Consider the following 17,052-nt stretch of genomic DNA (forward strand, 5'->3'; position numbering starts at 1 on the left):
GTTTCTTATTGCAGAGGCGCTTGCTCTATTGCTTCTGTTTCTGTCATTGGCTCGTCGTAGCCTTCCCAGTCCTCGAAGTCTTCAACCGTTTCAGCACCTTCAGCAGCCTGGTCCAATTGAGATAAACCAGCCATTCTCTGTAGTTTGTCGGCCAACTCTTGTAGCGTCATTTCTACACCATTGAGCGTTACCTTGCCGTTATCTAACGTAAAATCGACCAGCACTTTATTGTCTTTTAACGTGACAAGTTTTTCCTCGCTTAAAATAGCAGTAAAAACATCAAACATTGCCAATTGCGCTTCAGCACTTTCACCTGTTTCTTTTTCTGCAAAAGCTAAAAGATCAGCTAGCATATCACGTGAAAACTCCATTTTATAGCTAGCATGAGGTACTAACCCCATGACAATACCAACGATGGAGCTCTCTACCTTAGCCAAGTCAATCATAGAAAACTGTACTGATAAGCTTGAATTTATTTCGCCTGAGTTATTTTTCCAGTGAAAATTATCAAGGCTAAACTCAGGTTTTGGTGTCAACAACTCGCCCACTATATTCATCGCGGCTGCATTATCCGCAGATCTCATGTAAAGGCGTTGTAACTTATCGACAGCTGCTCGATTAAAGCGAGAAATTCTAATACCAGCTTTCATTGAACCCACGTCATATTCTTTAAACTTTACGTGTTCAATATTGTAGTTAGCTACTATGTTAGATATGCCATCAATAACTTTTTCAGTGCTGTCCACTGTTAGATTGGTTAAAACAGCGGTGTTGTCTAGCTGTATTTTATCAATTTGAAAATCAGTAACATTATGTCCGTTGGGTAATCCATAACCAACGGCAGCTGTGGTTAACTTAATATTCTCAATTGTCATATTAACCTTGGTTTCATCATCACCTTTTACTTCGTTCATGACAAAACTAGGCAATGCACCATCAATATTAAAGTCACGTGCTAATAAATCATAATTAATCGTGAAATGTGCTGGGCTTAACTTTACACTACTGAAGTTTTCTTCAACGTCAATTGGCGAAAAATTAATTTCTGTACGGCCTTTGGTATTAAAACCAATATAAGTAACTGTATTAACTGGGATATTTCCTTGCTTGGCCACAAGATCAAACCATTCTTTAATACTTTCATTTTCAACTAACTGACCTTGCGCACGCGCCAGTACAGGCATTAGTTCTCCACGCATTACACCTTCAAAAGGTAACGGGCCATGCTCAATATGCTCTTTATATTCAAAGGAGCTTTTATCATTACCATTGCCTACACCGATCTCAAAGACAGCATCAGATGAAAAAAAACCGCGGTTGTATTCTTTAATTTCAACAGAAAATTGAATTTCTGGCGTAATGCTGGCGAAGCTAGCCAGCTGTTGGTTAACCTCACCTATTGTTTGCCGGTATGCTTCTTCTGTTTTTTCACCTAAAAACCATGTAGTACCTAAATAACCTGCAGCAACCACAGCTAACGCGACAATTGATTTCTTGCCCATGTACGCCTCAATATGTAACAATTTTTAAAGTACTTAGTATAAACGCTAAGCTGACAAATACTATGCTTTTTAAGCTGCCATACAGCGCGTGATTAATCCACTTAAGAGTAGCTAGCACATTAGCTATGCTAATTAATTTTGGAGTTGTCCTAGATAAGCTTTTTATCTATGTAGATTGAACCTTTACATTGCTTTGAGGCATAAAAAAGCCAGCAACTGAATGCCGGCTTTATACTTCTTATCCTAACCGCCTAACGCAGCTTGGTATAAAGACTAATAATAAAATCTTCAAAACCCATAGTCTCTTTATTGTAGGTGACTTGCTCGTTATCGAGCGCAAAATCCACTGAGACTGTTTTGCCATCCCAAACGACTAGCTCATCTTCTTGTAGTTTTGCAACGTAGTCATCAAAAAAGCTCATATCTACGACAGCGCTGTATTGATGAAATTCATTCTGTTTTTTGAGCAGATCTTCTACCAAGTCTCGAGATAAGCTCAGCTTCAAGTGCGCCTTGGGCGTAAATTTACCCAGTAGTGTAATCAAGTCGCCTTTGGCTTTTTTATCCAGTATGAAGTTGGCATCGGCTTCTAGTACAAAGCGTCCTGAGCTACTTTCCCATACATTAGGCCCTACACTAAAGCTTGGTTTGGGCACCAAGAATGCGGCTACATCACGCTGTTCGGCTTGGTCGGTAGCTATTTTAGTTAAAGCCGTAATATTTAAGTTATCCGCTTTAAGTGAGCTATACGAAGTACCTAAATCAGCTTCACCTAAAAGAATTTTTTCAATCTTGTGCGATGCCTTAAAGGATGATAATCCTTCTTTAACTTGTTCGCTGGCGTTAAATTCAAAGTTATTTAGCATTAGCTTTTTATCAACAGCTAATTGATCAAACTTGATAGCTAAGGTAGTTTTTGGTGTTTCTCCACCATAGCCTGTTATCTGTAATTGCCAAGCCATATTTTTAATGTCAGTTTCATACTGACGCGCCATTTTTTTGGCTAAATGTAATTGCGCAATATACCCTTTAATTTCAAGATTATGCGCCAGCAAGTCGTAGTTTAACTCGATGTCAATTGGAGTTAGTTCTGCTAACTCATTTAGCATTAACACTTTAATTTGACTTTTACCTCTAGCATTAAAACCTATGCGTGTCACACTTGTTAAGGGTAAGCCACCTTTAGCCTCTATTTCTTCAAACCATTGTTGACTCACTTGTGATTCAGCCAATACACCTTGAGCTCTAGCTAAAACGGGCATCAACTCACCACGAATTAAACCTGAAACAGGTAATGGGCCGTGACTAATATGCTCTTTATATTCAAATCCAGGGGCTTCACTGCCTTGTGTTGTAATATTCACTTTTAGTAAAGCATCGGATGAAAAGAAATGACGTGTATAACTATCTAAAACAATAGTCACCTTGGTGCCTTCAGGTAAAGCTAAGCCCGCTAATTGCTCATTCATTTGTTCAATGGTTTTGCCATACGTCTCTTCTGTTTTTACACCGAAAAACCACGTTGCACCTATATAACTCATAGCTACCAAACCTAATGCAACAATAATTTTTTTGCTCATCCTTTGCTCCACATGTTAAAACTAGTCAGCATAACTACTGATATTAAATAGCTGTTTAAAGGCATTCTTTATAAAAATTGCTTATATTTACTCACGAAAAGCAGCTAGTCGATCACCTAATTTAGCGTACAATACTGTGAACGATTGTGAAACAATCGATATTTAACTCTTAATTACCTTCCACTACTTATTACTATGTCATTTTTAAAGCGCTTCGTGCTGTTATTTGTAGGTACCTGCCTTTTGGCCGGCTGTGCTGGTGTAAAAGTAGGCTCTGTTAGTAATAAAGACTACATTTCAAGCCGTCGAGGCGATGTCTTAACCACTAACCAGCTTAGTGGGGCCACTATTAATGCCCTAAGAATTATTGATGTAACAACTGATGTCTGTTTAAAAAACATCCTTGATTGCCAAGCTAAGATTTTAAGTAGTGCTGGTTTAGCCAATGAACAGCGTCTGTCCTCACTTTCTGAGATTTGGCTAAATCTGGCGCTGAAAAACAATACGAACGCCTCTTTAAGCCATGCTGCTCAAGTTGATGCTTACATTGAAAGCGCTCGTTTTGCCTATGCTTATTTATTTATGACCCAGCGTGATACACGGGATAGAGCCTTAGAAGATCGCCAAACACAGGTGCGCGATTACTATAACTTTGCCTCACAACAAGCCTCCACTGGCCTATTTAAGTACTACTACAAGCAAATTGATAAAGACTTTGGCAGCCGTCAAGAATTTGCCTTAGACTCTGGTCGTTGGTCAATTATTGGGCGTTTAAATTACAGTCTACCTGAGGGGCAAGAGCTGCCTAGTGAGCTGATCCCTGCTGGCTCACTGACGTTTCAAGGTTTACGCAATCAATATCGGCGTGATGGCGTAGGCGCCGAGCTGGTGGCTGTAACAGCTAAGAAGGTAGTTTCTAATCAAAATGCAGATATACCTTATAGTGAAACCCCTTTTCCAGCAGTGACTACGGTATTGCGTTTTACTGGTGAATCCTTAGCTGAAGTGTTAAACACCCACGAGGTTATCTTAGAAGTATTTGACCCATACCAAACCTCGCATATTGTTTTGGCTGGCAAAAGTGTACCTCTTGCGGCTAACTTTACCTCAGGTTACGGTTTATGGCTGGCTCGTTCTGGCTTCTCTAGCCAAGCATTATTGACGCTCATTGGCCGTGGCGAAGCATTAGAAAGCCCAAGGGTTTACTTAATGCAGCCCTATGATCCTAATCGTAAGGTGTTAATTATGCTGCACGGTTTGGCCAGCAGCCCAGAAGCCTGGATTAACGTTGCCAATGAGATCTTAGGTGATGAGCAACTTCGTCAACGCTACCAGATTTGGCAGGTGTATTATCCAACCAATATGCCTATTCCAATTAACAATTTGGAAGTGCATCAAGCCATAACAGCTACTTTTAAACACTTTGACCCACAAGGCACAGCTCCTGCATCACAAGATATAGTGCTGCTAGGCCATAGCATGGGCGGTATTTTAGCGCGCTTGCTATCTTCATCTTCTGGCGATGGTGTATGGAATGCATTACTAGAACAGTACCCTAAACGCGCCAAAAAAATAGAAAAAGAGCGAGCTAAAATAGAGCCTTATCTGTACTTTGAGCCTTTAACAGGTGTTACTCGTTCTATTTTTGTAGCGGCGCCGCATCAAGGCACGCCTTTTGCAGAAAATCGTATGGCGCGTTGGGCTTCCAATATTATTAAATTACCTGTTTCAGTAATGGGGCGCCTTAAAGAGATAGGGCAGATTTTAGTATCACCGACCTCAACCAGTACTGAACCATTGAACCGTTCTTTCAATAGTATTGATAATTTAAGCAATCAAGACTTTTTTATCCGTGTGTCTAGCCAAATTAGCATTTCACCTAAAGTGACTTATCATTCTATTATTGGCAACTACACACCAAAAGTTCCTTTAGAAGAGAGTAGTGATGGCGTTGTACCTTACCAAAGTTCACATTTGCCAGGTGCTGCTTCAGAAGTGGTGATTCCGTCATGGCACAGTGTGCAAGAAACGCCGCAGGCCATTATTGAGATTCGACGTATTCTGCATGAACACCTACTCCAACTTACTCCTCCTAGCAACCCTTAAATATGAACATCATGGCTTTGATACTTCGCATTTTGCTGTCACTCACCCTCCTAGTAATGAGTATATGGGGCGCTTTAGCCTTGCATTATCAAGAACCTTTGGAGCCTATTTGGACGCGTGCGTTAATTGCACTATGGTCAATTCTTAGCCTGCTGTCTTTATTTAGTTTGTGGCGTAAACGTTATCTGATTAACTTCGGCTATTTCTTACTGATGTTCTGTATGTTGTTGCTCTGGTGGAGCAGTATTAAACCAACACACGAAAAAGATTGGGCTGACGACGTGATGCACATGGCCTCGGGGGAAGTTAAAGGCAATCTAGTTACTGTGCATAACGTGCGCAACTTTAAATGGCGTGCGGAAGATGCCTATATTCCCAAATGGGAAACACGCACCTATGACCTTACTAAAATTCAATCTATTGACCTCTTTACCTCACACTGGGGAATCGAGGCCATTGCCCATGTTTTGGTAACCTTTGGTTTTAGTGATGGGCAGTTCATTACCTTTACCGTTGAAATTCGCAAAACCAAAGGGCAATCTTTTGATTCGCTTGCTGGATTTTTCAAAGCTTACGAACTTAGCATTATTGCCACGGATGAGCGTGATGCGGTTGGTGTACGCCCTAATGTGCGTGGCGAAGATACCTATTTGTATCGCCTCAATATGCCAAAAGAAACCATGCGCCAACTATTTACGGCTTATATTAAGAAAGCCAATGATTTGGTCGAACAACCACAGTTCTATCATACCATCACAGCCAACTGCACAACGATAGTGTTTGACATGATGGAGCATATCTCTGGAAAAATGCCTTTTGACTATCGTGTGTTGGCGACAGGTTACTTACCTGAGTATGTGCAAGACCTTAACGGTTTTTACGCAAAAGACGTACCATTAGAAGAATTAACACAAAAAGGCTTAATTAATACGCGTTCTAAAGCCGCTATGAATTTAAATACTTATTCACAGGACATTCGCCGAGATGTACCTGGCTGGCAAACGCCTTAATCAAAAAAGCCCAGTTCATAGAGCTGGGCTTTTTATACAAACACCTTAGAAGTTATATTTAATCTTCCACTGCCCATTATCTTTAATCAACATCCCTTTTTCGGTATGGGTTTTATTATTTTTATAGATTATAAGCAAAGTAACATCGGCGCTCAGTTTATCTTCACTGTATTCAATACTGCTGAGCTTCATTGACTTAATACCACCATTTTTACTATTTTCATACTCAATATTTTCTGAAAAAGCCCTTTCAACATTTTGCAGTACCTCTTCTGAAGTACCTTCAGGAAAGTAAATTAATCCGAGCACATCCTTGGTATTATTGTTGATCACTCTAGCTTCTAAATCGCTAAATAGTTGTTCTGGCGTATCTTGATTCCCACCACAACCTGTTAATACAAAAATAGCCACTAACGCACTTACAAACAGTTTTAATTTCATCTTTACTTCTCGTTCAAAAGTTAAACAACGGTTAGTTATTCAATCTTTATTTTCCAATTATTTTGACTTTTTTGCAGTAGCCATTGTTCCTTAATTTTTTTATCGTGGGCATAAATAAAGATCACTTGAGCAATAGCCTGAGTATTGTCGGCTGCATACTGAATATCAGCTAACTCAATAGAAGCTAACGGCCCATGTTCAGCCAATAGCTGGTTGAATTTTAACTGTAGCCCTTGGCTAATTAAGCCAATTAACTCTTGGGGTACATCTTTATCTGAAACATAGAAAAGCAACGCAGCTTTTTGCGTATCCTGTGTCACAACGGCTTCTTGATAAGCCTGAACTAAAGCTTCAGGTGTTTCTGTTACAGGCTGTGAACATGCACTCAGCAACAGCATTAAAAACAAGCTAATAAAGATTTTGCTTTGAGTTAACACACAACTTCTCCCTTGTTTGCAGCCCGCTGACATAACAGCCTATCAGCGAGCCTGACCACTTCAACAAAATAGTTTAAATAGCGTTAGATTTAGCGAGCTGCAACTTTTCGTAGGCGGCAAGTAACGCTGCGTGCATGGGTAAATTGCTAAAATCCTCATGGATAGCGAATAATCCATGGAAACGTTGCTCACCTTCTATATGATCAAGTGCAGTTTCTAATACATCTTCACCATACATTCTGGCAAAAGCAGGTAAGTACTGCTGATAATCACGCTCTTCATCCAAAGCTAAGTTTAAGAGCTGAATTAGGCAGCGATAATAATTGTGGCGCTGCGCACTAAAGACTGATTCATTAAATGCCTGCGCCCATTCTGCCCATGACAAAGCAGTGTCAAGGTCACCACCGGCTAAAGCCAGCATGGATTTTAGCTCACCGATGCGTAAGCTACTCCACGCATTATCTGAACCAAACGCCAGCCCTAATAATTCACCGATAAGCACAGCATCATCAAAGCCTTCTGCATCTAGCTGCTCAATTAAAGCTAAATACTGCTCTTCATCCCACGCTGTAGTCGGCAAATTTAAGAGCGTTTCACGTAAATGCTGCCCCATATTATTGTTTGCTAGGGTGAGGTCTTCTGTCAGATAGATTTCTGACAGGCTAGGCACCAGAATACGGCAAGCATCTACGCCCAGATGGTTATAATCAGCAATATAGACTTCGGCATTATTAGCCGAAAAAATCGCCATTAAGTTAGCAAACTCTTCTTGCGTTGAACCTTTAAAGCTCCAGTCAACAAATGGATAATCAGCTTCTTCTTTAAATAAATCCCAAGATACTAAACCACTAGAATCCGTAAAGTGTGTTTCAAGGTTGGTGTAGTCGGCTACTTGCTCGTTATCAAAGGTAGGCTCAGGGAACACATCCAACTGTTTCAAGCTACGCCCTTGCAGTAACTCAGTTACGCTACGCTCTAAAGCAACACCAAAGTCTGGGTGGGCACCAAAAGAAGCAAAGCAGCTGCCATTATTTGGGTTGAACAGCACAACACAAATAACTGGAAACTCGCCACCTAAAGAGGCATCGTAAGCAAAGATAGGGAAACCTTGGTTTTCTAATGCGGCTATTGACTCTTGTACCTGTGGATAACGCGCTAAAACAGCTTCTGGAATTTCAGGCAGGCTAATGCCTTCACATAAAATACGGTTTTTGACACTACGCTCAAAAATTTCAGACATAGCTTGCACATGAGCTTCCGTAGGATTATTTCCCGCCGACATGCCGTTTGACACATAAAGATTACCAATAATATTCATTGGAATATAAATCACTTGCTGATCACTTTGGCGCACAAAAGGCAGCGCACAAATACCCCGCTGAGCATTATTCGATTGAATATCTACTAGGTTACTGGCTGTTAGTTCATTTTCTGGATCATAGAACTCACGTAGAGCCTCGTCTAAAATGCCTTCTGGCAAACTATCATCAGCAGGAATAGCAAACCACTTTTCTTGGGGATAGTGTACAAAATCCCCTTCTGCAATTTTTTTGCCTAAATAATAATCTGCAAAGAAATAGTTACAGGAAAGACGCTCAAGATACTCACCCAGTGCTGACGCCAGTGCAGCCTTTTTGGTCGCACCTTTACCATTGGTAAAGCACAAAGAGCATTGCGTATCACGAATATGCACTGACCACACATTAGGCACAGGATTCAGCCATGAAGCTTCTTCAATAGTAAAGCCCAAGGCTGAGAGCTGAGATTGGAAACGGGCAATACTATCTTCTAGGGCGGCATCTTTGCCAGGGATAAACGTCTGCATGCGAAAGGCACTCTCAGCTAAAATAACAATAAGCTCAGAGTATATACGTAACCCTCGTGCGGTGGATTAAATTTCCACTTTCCATTGCCCTTGAATATTAACTAAACGTAGTGAGTCGCTATCACGTGTGCCGTCTGCAAACTCAAGTTGAATTTGCGCACGAGCGCGTTTGCCTTCTTCAATATAAGTAACTTGGCTAGTTTTAATACTGGTTAAGCCGCCTTTACTGGCAGATACGGCTTGGGCTTTTTGCACCATAACATCAACAATTTTGGCAATAGGCAGCGTTGTGAGTACGCCTGCTTCTGTGTTTTGCATATAGACAAAACTTTCGGCAGTAGCGGTATCGCCAGCGGCGGCTGCACGGATAAAGCTTTCGGAGACAAACTCAGGTGAAGCAAGTACCTGTCCTGTTAGTAGGAGCAACACAAATACAAAGCACGATTTCAGACGCAGCATAAGACTGTTCCCCTGACAGACTATTCACCTGAACTCTAGCATAAGGATTATATATAAAACTTGTCACAGTCTATCTTTCTGTAACGCAGAGTAAAGCATATCTAAAAAGGCGCGTGTTTTGGCTGGTAGTAATTTACGTCCAGGATAAACAGCCCATGCTGGACTACTGGGAAAACACCATTTAGGCAGAATACGTACTAGTTTACCTTGCAGTATGTCAGGCGTGACATAGTCTTCTGGCACCGCAATAATGCCTCGCCCTGCTTTGCCCAAACGCATAAGAATTTCTAGTGAATTAGCGGTTAGTTGCCCTGGCGGAACATGTTTCCAACGTTCTTCACCACAGCACAAGTCCCAAGCAGCTGGCTCGCCAGTGCGGGCTAGCAGCCGCACGGCCTGATGATGAAATAGCTCATCTGGCGTTTGTGGCTCACCATGCTCATAAATATAGCTAGGAGCTGCATACAAACCAAATGACACATCTAACAGATGCTTGGCTACTAACAGTGAATCATCAGGTAACGCGCCCATACGCACGGCGACGTCAAAGCCCTCACTGAGTAAATCAACCCGACGGGCCGAAAGATCTATTTCTAACAGCACCTTAGGGTGCATGGCGGTAAAGGCCGCTAACATGTCAACCAACATTAAATTGGCAAAATCACTCGGCATAGACACGCGCAACCGACCGGAAGGCTGTGCTTGACGATGCAAACCTAAATCTTGGGCTGCTTGTAATTCATGCGCGATATGTTTGGCATGTTCTAGTACTTGCTCTCCTAGCTCTGTTACCGATAGACGTCTGGTAGTGCGTAATAATAGCCGCTCCCCCATCTGCTCTTCTAGCAGACTGATACGACGAGAAACCGTCGATTTAGGCATTTTTAGCTGCTCACTGGCTTGTGTAAAGCTACTGGCTTCCACCACAGCGGCAAAAATAATAAGGTCATCCGCACTTAATTGTTCCAAATTTGAAACATTGATACCCATTTAGACCCTCTAATCAAGTGTTAAATCCAGATATAGAATAATCCCAAGTTTTACACAGAATCGAGATCATTGAATGAAAATTTTACAAATCAACTCCAGCGCTCAAGGCAATAACGGCAATTCAACAAAGTTAGCTAATCAAATCAGCCAAGCCTTGCTGGCTAAAAACAGCCAAGCTACACATAGTGTGCGCGATTTAAGCATAACACCTGCTGATGTCGTTGATCCTGCGGGGTTGGCTGCGTTATTTACACCAGAAGAACAACGTACTGCTGAGCAACAAGCACGTGTTGCCCGCGATGACGTATTGATTAAAGAAGTGCAAGAGCATGATGTCTATGTAATTGGCGTGCCTATGTATAACTTTGGCATACCTGCACAACTGAAAAGCTGGATTGATGCTATTTGCCGTGCCCGCGTAACTTTTCGCTATACCGAAAATGGCACTGTAGAAGGCTTATTAAAAAACAAAAAAGTGTATTTAGCCTTTGCTCGTGGTGGTGTTTACCGTGATAGCGATCGTGACTCACAAATTACGTATTTACGCGCAGTGCTCGCCTTTGTTGGCATTACCGACGTACAGCCTATCTATGCTGAAGGCTTACAAATGGGCGATGAAATGAAAGCCAAAGGCTGGGCAGTTGCTGAGCAAGAAATTGCTCAATACGTTGCCTAATTAGCCTCTGCACCTCAGGAGAACAGCATGAAAACTCAAGCTGAAGTCGTTACACAAGCTCGCACCATAGAGCAAATTGTTCAAGGACAACTTACTTCCGATGGTGCAGGTGTAAAACTGACCCGTTTCTTTGGCCACCACTTACAACGGCGTTTAGACCCCTTTTTAATGCTGGATGCCTTTGGTAGTGATGATCCTGATGACTACATTGCAGGCTTTCCTGATCATCCTCATCGTGGTTTTGAAACCATGACCTACATGATTAAAGGGCGTATGCTCCATCGCGATAGCCAAGGTAATGAAGGGTTGTTAGAAACAGGTGGCATGCAGTGGATGAGTGCGACCCGTGGCGTAGTGCACTCGGAGATTCCACAGCAAAAAGAAGGCATAATGCAAGGTTTTCAACTGTGGACCAACCTAGCCGCCGCTAACAAGATGGATGCGCCTTGGTATAAAGATTTCCAAGCGCAAGATTTACCACGCTTTGCAACTGCAAACGGTGGTGAAGTCATAGTCATCGCGGGCCAAAGCCATGGCGTGCAAGGGGCGGTTTCTCGGCCAACCACTGAGCCTTTAATTTTAGATATCCATCTAAAACAAGGTGAAACATTCACCCAAGCCATTGGTAGCGCATTTACTATTTTCGCCCAAGTTTACGAAGGTGAAATTGATGTACAAGGGCAACCCCTTAAAGCACAGCAAATGGGCATTTTCGCCCCAGCTACACAAGCTGATGGTGTGGTTTTTACGGCAAAAGAAGACAGTCGAATTTTGTTAGTGGCAGGTAAACCGCTAAACGAGCCTATCGAACAATATGGTCCGTTTGTCATGAACAATAAAGAGCAGATTTACCAAGCAGTAAATGACTATAGAAACGGCTTGTTCGGCTAATTAGCAAGGGGCTTAAAGCCCCTTTTTTACTTTAATAGCCTTACCCAGTGCAAATAGAATTTCATCTACACGCCTTAAAAAATCAGGTTGTTGCACCTGAATATTTTGTTTGATCCAATCTTTATACTCTTGTATGCCCCTTAAATTACTTAAAGAGGTGCCCTGTTTACAGAAACCAACAAAGACTGAATCTTCTTGATCTATATGACGAAAGCAAACAAATGCACGTAATACATGCTGGTCAACAATAACTTCTAGCTCATTTACTAGGTGGCGTCCCAATTGGTTAAACACTAATCCTGTTTTTGCATTTAGTGGTTGATTATGCCCTGCCTCTTTAGCGCCTCGCACAATATGTTTTATTTTTACAAGATCACCATTTTTCCATAGGACAGCATAGAACAGCTTTTCTAGAGGCGTTATCAGCTGTGTCTTAACATCCAATTTTAAAATGCCCTCAACAAAATACTCATCGCATAATGTCTCTATCTCTTTATCACTAAGCGTAAGACCTTCTAGCTCTGGGTATTTAGTGCGATCTAGTTGATTATTTTTTAACACACTATGTACATCCATAATGCTGTCTAAACAGGCTAACGTATTAGCTGTTTTCAGCTTACCAAAAACCGTTGCTAGTAACTTTTTTGCTTCATTTATTTGCATCTTTTAATACCTTTTCCCTAGCTACTTGCAATGATTAGAATTGAACAACTACATTAGTATTCTTTGCGTGTCGCAGCGCTGTGCGCTACTATTCGCCCACTTTTATAAAAGCAAAAGGACGTACGATGACCCGCGTACTCTATCCTGGCACATTTGATCCTATTACATTAGGGCATGCCGACCTTGTTGAACGTGCTGCTCGTTTGTTTGATGAAGTGATCATTGCAGTTGCAGCTAGCCCCAAAAAGAAACCACTATTTAGCTTAGAAGAACGCGTTGCTTTAGCCAAAACGGTAACAGCACATCTGCCTAACGTGCAGGTAGTAGGTTTTAGCAACCTATTAGCGCATTTTGTTAAAGACATTGGTGCAACTGCTTTTGTTCGTGGTTTACGGGCTGTTTCAGACTTTGAATACGAGTTTCAATTAGCGAACATGAATCGCAAACTTGTACCCAATGTTGAAAGCATGTTCCTAACCCCATCAGAAAAGTATTCCTTTATATCTTCGACATTAGTGCGCGAAATTGCCGCACTTGGTGGCGATATTACGGAATTTGTTCACCCCGAAGTTGAGAAAGCGCTTCGCGATCGTTTTAAAAACTGATGTAAAACAAGCATGCCCAGAACTTTAGGTGTGTTTTTTCTCTAGTTGAGGGATAATTTGCTTGTTGATATCTATTTCTTGTCTCATTGTTGAGACACGAGGAGTTTGAGCATGTCTCTCACAATCACTGACGACTGCATTAACTGCGACGTGTGCGAGCCAGAATGTCCGAATAACGCTATCTCTCAAGGCGAAGAGATTTATGAGATTGATCCAAATCTCTGCACCGAATGCGTTGGGCACTATGATGAGCCGCAATGTCAGCAAGTTTGTCCTGTCGATTGTATTCCACATGATGAAAACAACGTGGAAAGCAAAGATGAACTGATGCAGAAGTACTTGATTATTACTGGCAAAGCCTAACCAGTAAGCAATAAAAAATGCCTTCTTAACGAAGGCATTTTTGTTTCTACTCAGCGGTCAGTGGGTCAATTTCTTGTTGAAGAGTTTTATCTGAGGTTTTTGCCGTTGCGCCAGCAGGCGTTCCTCGTAAGAAGCTTTCTTGGTCAAAGCCCAGCTTCATCACATTGCGTAAACCTTGAATAATACGGCTGCAATAGCCTAAGTCATTCATTAATGAACTGGCTTGCATACTGCTAATTTTTTGTTCACGCACATCCGTAAATAAATCTGCGCGGAATTTAGCATCAAAATTAGCAGCTTCTGAGTCCACCCATTCCAGACGGCTTAACCACATATCTTCTGGCATATCTTCACTCACGCCAAGCTCACGAATTTGCCGTAATACCCACATTAAATGGCTGCGTAACTCTATGTATTCATTGTGAATAACAGCCTCTCCCTCACGTAAATAATGCCCAAGATTTTTCTGTAAGTGCTTGGCATCTTTCACTGCATCCACCAACTGTAAAGCCGCTATTTGACAGGTAACCCAAAAACGCTGGTGATCTTCGTCGATTTCAAAATCAATATTCACGCGGCTCATAAAATCTAAGATATCGGCATAAACGCTTTTAATGTATTGCTGATACAAGATTTGTGCATCCACCCCTTGCGCATGAGGCCGAGCATGTAAAATAGCATCATCAATACTAGGGTTAGTGAGCTGCTCAACAGGCTGATAGAGTGCGTGGCAGATCACCTCAAGGCTTAAGCGCCCTAGATGTTTTAACTCCATGACAATAGCACGCATGGCTGTATCTACTGAGGACAATGCCGCTTTGTCTAAATAGCGTGCATGTATTGGCTCCGGCATGGCTACCACTGACTCTGCACTTTCTGCCGCTTGGCTAGCAACTTCTGGCTCAATAAGTACCGCAGGCTCTTCTTTGTTTGGACGTATACGCTCCAAAAAGCGTACTAACATATCTTGCGTTGGCCAAAATAACATAAAGCCAATAATGCCAAAAAAAGTTTGAAACAGTGCCAGTTGCAGCAAGGTATTTTCACCTAGCCCTAACAAACTCATAAGCCAGACACATAGCCAAGCAAGAGGCGTCAGCAGCGCAAAACAGGCAATGCCTGTAATAAGGTTAAAAATCACATGCGCTAACACTAGCTTTTGCCCACTACGATTGCCACCCAGCCAGCCCATAATGGCAGTGGTCACACTACTACCGAGGTTGCCACCAATAGCCGCTGCCATGCCTTGGGTTAAATCAATTTGATTAGTTGCCAGCGCTGCCAAAATTAAAATCATAGTGGCATGGCTAGACTGCAAAACAGCGGTTAATAAAATACCAATGCCCACAAATAAGAGGGAGCCTAACCAGCCTGTTTCAGAGACAGAAGTAAGATCTATTGCATCGCCCAGTTCATTAAAACCATTTTTAATGTTTTCAATGCCAAGAAAAATAAAGGCGATCCCTAATACAATGCGCCCGGCAGCTTTTCCTTTGCTCCCTGTAAAACCAGCTAATACACCAAAAACTAATAGCGGTAACGCTAGCACACTCAGGCTAAAGTTTTGCCCTGCAGCGGCCAGCAACCACATGCCAGGCACTGTGCCTAAGTTAATACCAATTAAAATAGCGATAGAGCTAGAAAAGTGCAGCAAGCCTGTACTTAAAAAAGCAACTGTCAACAACGACATTAAGGTGGTTGATTGCAAAACACTGGTACCACCAGCGCCAAATAAAAAGCTTTTAAACTTGGTTTCAGTACTTTTTGCCAGCAATATTTCTAATTTGCCACCTGCTAGCTGTTTTAAACCTTCCTCAAGGCATTGCATGCCAAATAAGAACAGTGCTAGACCCGCACATAGCGTCATCCATGATGTGCTATAGAAAAAACTCAGGGATAAACCAATAAGAATAATTAACGGCAATACGAGCGCTTTAACTTTCTGCATACATGCATTCCTGCCCAAATTAGCAAGCCGAAATCGCATGATTATTCATGCGAACCAAAGTTTTTTATTTTTGGCAGTTTGGACAGAATACGCTAGAGCGTTGCCCTAGTTTCACTTCACGAAGTGATCGAGCACACACTAGACAAGGCTGATTTGTGCGTCCGTAAACATTAAGTTCCTGTTGAAAATAGCCAGGCTTACCATCGCCCCCTACAAAATCGCGTAATGTAGTGCCACCACGTTCAATGGCTATGGCTAAAATACGCTTTATTTCTTCTGCCAAACGTACATAGCGTGCCTTGGAAATACTTTTTGCTTCACGGCGTGGATCAATACCCGCTGCAAATAATGCTTCAGATGCATAAATATTTCCCACACCCACTACAATAGCGTTATCCATAATAAAGGGTTTAACTGACATTGTTCGCTTGCGCGATAACTGATACAGACGTAGCCCTGTAAACTCCTCAGATAGAGGCTCTGGGCCTAAATTGGCTAGCAAGCTGTGCTTGAGAGGCTCATGATCCCACAGCATGGCACCAAAGCGGCGAGGATCGGTATAACGCAGCGCCATACCGTTATTTAAAACAATATCCACATGTTCATGCTTAGCCGCTGGCGTATCTGCACTCACCATACGTAAACTGCCAGACATGCCTAAATGGCAAATCAAAGTACCCACTTGCGCGTGAATCAAAAGATATTTAGCGCGCCGTTCAACCTCTGTAATAGACTGGCCAGAAAGGCGAATATCTAAATCTTCAGGAATTGGCCAGCGTAAGCGACTATTACGCACAATCACCTGCTGCACACGCTGACCAATAAGATGCGGCGCTATTCCGCGCCGCGTTGTTTCTACTTCAGGAAGTTCTGGCATTAACTGCGCGCCAACACTTTCATTTGCGTTTCAGTATGACCCACTAAAGACAATGCCAAAGTATCGCCTATGTTGAGTGGACCAACACCTACTGGCGTACCTGTAAGCACCACATCCCCAGGTTGCAAACTAAAGTTGCCTGCAATGTGCTGAATTAATGGGATGATTGGGTTAAGCATATCGCGGCTATTGCCGTCTTGACGCACTTCACCGTTAATGCTTAAACGAATACCCATATCGGTTAAGTCGCCTACTTCATCACTATGAATAAACGCAGTTAACACACAGGCACCATCAAAGGATTTTGCCAGCTCCCAAGGTAAGCCTTTTTCTTTGAGCTTACTCTGCACATCACGCAGGGTTAAATCTAGCGCTGCGGCATAGCCTGAAATGGCATCTAATACTTCTTCGTTGTCAGGTTTGCGCGACAACGGTTTGCCAATTAAGACGCCAATTTCTGCCTCATAATGCACAACACCGCGATCAGTAGGTATGCTAAAACCGCCCTCAGGACAAACCACGCAGCTTCCTGGCTTAATAAAGAGTAACGGTTCCGTCGGCACAGGGTTGTTCAGTTCTTTAGCATGCTCAGCATAATTACGACCTACACATACCACTTTGCCCACTGGAAAATGAATACGTGTGCCATCTGTATAGCGGTGTTGATAGCTCATAACAC

The 17,052-nt window shown here is 42.3% G+C and carries 17 protein-coding genes; 6 read left to right on the top strand and 11 right to left on the bottom strand.

The features are described 5' to 3' along the window. Window positions 1-5: 5 nt before the first annotated feature. Entirely contained in the window at window positions 6-1,502 is a 1,497-nt protein-coding gene (locus VQ643_RS06345; protein ID WP_414198529.1) for a YdgA family protein, read from the bottom strand. 251 nt (window positions 1,503-1,753) lie between these two features. Continuing rightward, window positions 1,754-3,082, bottom strand: a complete 1,329-nt coding sequence (locus tag VQ643_RS06350) for a YdgA family protein (protein WP_414198530.1) — start codon at window positions 3,080-3,082, stop codon at window positions 1,754-1,756. Between the two features lie 216 nt (window positions 3,083-3,298). On the opposite strand from VQ643_RS06350, the gene VQ643_RS06355 reads away from it, so the two are divergent. Together VQ643_RS06355 and VQ643_RS06360 are read left to right on the top strand one after the other, a co-directional pair. Beyond that, the gene (locus VQ643_RS06355; protein ID WP_414198532.1) at window positions 3,299-5,188 is read left to right on the top strand and encodes an esterase/lipase family protein; all 1,890 of its coding nucleotides are present in this window, start codon (window positions 3,299-3,301) and stop codon (window positions 5,186-5,188) included. 11 nt (window positions 5,189-5,199) lie between these two features. Beyond that, complete coding sequence (locus tag VQ643_RS06360) at window positions 5,200-6,198, top strand: DUF4105 domain-containing protein (protein ID WP_414198534.1); 999 nt, start codon at window positions 5,200-5,202, stop codon at window positions 6,196-6,198. Between the two features lie 45 nt (window positions 6,199-6,243). Here the strand turns inward: VQ643_RS06360 and VQ643_RS06365 are convergent, their stop codons facing one another. From VQ643_RS06365 to VQ643_RS06385, 5 genes are all read right to left on the bottom strand, one after another. After that, window positions 6,244-6,639 carry a hypothetical protein gene (locus tag VQ643_RS06365; RefSeq protein ID WP_414198535.1) on the bottom strand — a complete coding sequence of 132 codons (396 nt, stop codon included), beginning with the start codon at window positions 6,637-6,639 and terminating at the stop codon, window positions 6,244-6,246. A 35-nt stretch (window positions 6,640-6,674) separates the two neighbouring features. Beyond that, window positions 6,675-7,076 carry a hypothetical protein gene (locus VQ643_RS06370; protein ID WP_414198537.1) on the bottom strand — a complete coding sequence of 134 codons (402 nt, stop codon included), beginning with the start codon at window positions 7,074-7,076 and terminating at the stop codon, window positions 6,675-6,677. A 73-nt stretch (window positions 7,077-7,149) separates the two neighbouring features. Next, window positions 7,150-8,901: a 30S ribosomal protein S12 methylthiotransferase accessory factor YcaO gene (ycaO, locus tag VQ643_RS06375; RefSeq protein ID WP_414198538.1), complete on the bottom strand. Its 1,752-nt coding sequence runs from the start codon at window positions 8,899-8,901 to the stop codon at window positions 7,150-7,152. Between the two features lie 66 nt (window positions 8,902-8,967). Continuing rightward, window positions 8,968-9,360 (bottom strand): DUF4878 domain-containing protein, encoded by a 393-nt coding sequence (locus VQ643_RS06380; protein ID WP_414198540.1) that lies wholly within the window; start codon window positions 9,358-9,360, stop codon window positions 8,968-8,970. A 63-nt stretch (window positions 9,361-9,423) separates the two neighbouring features. After that, window positions 9,424-10,350 (bottom strand): LysR family transcriptional regulator, encoded by a 927-nt coding sequence (locus VQ643_RS06385; RefSeq protein WP_414198542.1) that lies wholly within the window; start codon window positions 10,348-10,350, stop codon window positions 9,424-9,426. Between the two features lie 73 nt (window positions 10,351-10,423). Between VQ643_RS06385 and VQ643_RS06390 the strand changes: the two genes are divergently transcribed. Together VQ643_RS06390 and VQ643_RS06395 are read left to right on the top strand one after the other, a co-directional pair. After that, window positions 10,424-11,026, top strand: coding sequence for an FMN-dependent NADH-azoreductase (locus tag VQ643_RS06390; RefSeq protein ID WP_414198544.1), 603 nt, complete (start codon window positions 10,424-10,426; stop codon window positions 11,024-11,026). Window positions 11,027-11,053: 27 nt separating this feature from the next. Beyond that, on the top strand, window positions 11,054-11,917 hold the full coding sequence (locus VQ643_RS06395) for a pirin family protein (protein ID WP_414198546.1): 864 nt from the start codon (window positions 11,054-11,056) through the stop codon (window positions 11,915-11,917). A 12-nt stretch (window positions 11,918-11,929) separates the two neighbouring features. Here the strand turns inward: VQ643_RS06395 and VQ643_RS06400 are convergent, their stop codons facing one another. Next, window positions 11,930-12,580: a hypothetical protein gene (locus VQ643_RS06400; protein ID WP_414198548.1), complete on the bottom strand. Its 651-nt coding sequence runs from the start codon at window positions 12,578-12,580 to the stop codon at window positions 11,930-11,932. A 125-nt stretch (window positions 12,581-12,705) separates the two neighbouring features. On the opposite strand from VQ643_RS06400, the gene coaD reads away from it, so the two are divergent. Both coaD and VQ643_RS06410 read left to right on the top strand, forming a co-directional pair. Continuing rightward, window positions 12,706-13,185, top strand: a complete 480-nt coding sequence (gene coaD / locus VQ643_RS06405) for a pantetheine-phosphate adenylyltransferase (protein ID WP_414198551.1) — start codon at window positions 12,706-12,708, stop codon at window positions 13,183-13,185. Between the two features lie 111 nt (window positions 13,186-13,296). Further along, a complete protein-coding gene (locus VQ643_RS06410) occupies window positions 13,297-13,548 on the top strand; it encodes a YfhL family 4Fe-4S dicluster ferredoxin (RefSeq protein ID WP_414198553.1) in 252 nt (83 codons plus the stop codon). 46 nt (window positions 13,549-13,594) lie between these two features. Here VQ643_RS06410 and VQ643_RS06415 read toward each other — a convergent pair whose 3' ends face one another. The 3 genes from VQ643_RS06415 to VQ643_RS06425 all read right to left on the bottom strand — a co-directional run bounded on the left by VQ643_RS06415 (window position 13,595) and on the right by VQ643_RS06425 (window position 17,047). Then, a complete protein-coding gene (locus VQ643_RS06415) occupies window positions 13,595-15,496 on the bottom strand; it encodes a Na/Pi cotransporter family protein (protein WP_414198554.1) in 1,902 nt (633 codons plus the stop codon). Window positions 15,497-15,560: 64 nt separating this feature from the next. Further along, on the bottom strand, window positions 15,561-16,373 hold the full coding sequence (gene mutM / locus VQ643_RS06420; protein WP_414198556.1) for a bifunctional DNA-formamidopyrimidine glycosylase/DNA-(apurinic or apyrimidinic site) lyase: 813 nt from the start codon (window positions 16,371-16,373) through the stop codon (window positions 15,561-15,563). Continuing rightward, entirely contained in the window at window positions 16,373-17,047 is a 675-nt protein-coding gene (locus VQ643_RS06425; protein ID WP_414198558.1) for a fumarylacetoacetate hydrolase family protein, read from the bottom strand. Before VQ643_RS06425 ends, mutM begins: the two co-directional genes overlap by 1 nt. Window positions 17,048-17,052 lie beyond the last annotated feature (5 nt).

Origin of the sequence: Pseudomonas sp. F1_0610 (assembly GCF_047470865.1) — a bacterium.
Classification (GTDB): Bacteria; Pseudomonadota; Gammaproteobacteria; order Pseudomonadales; family Pseudomonadaceae; genus JAZDRH01.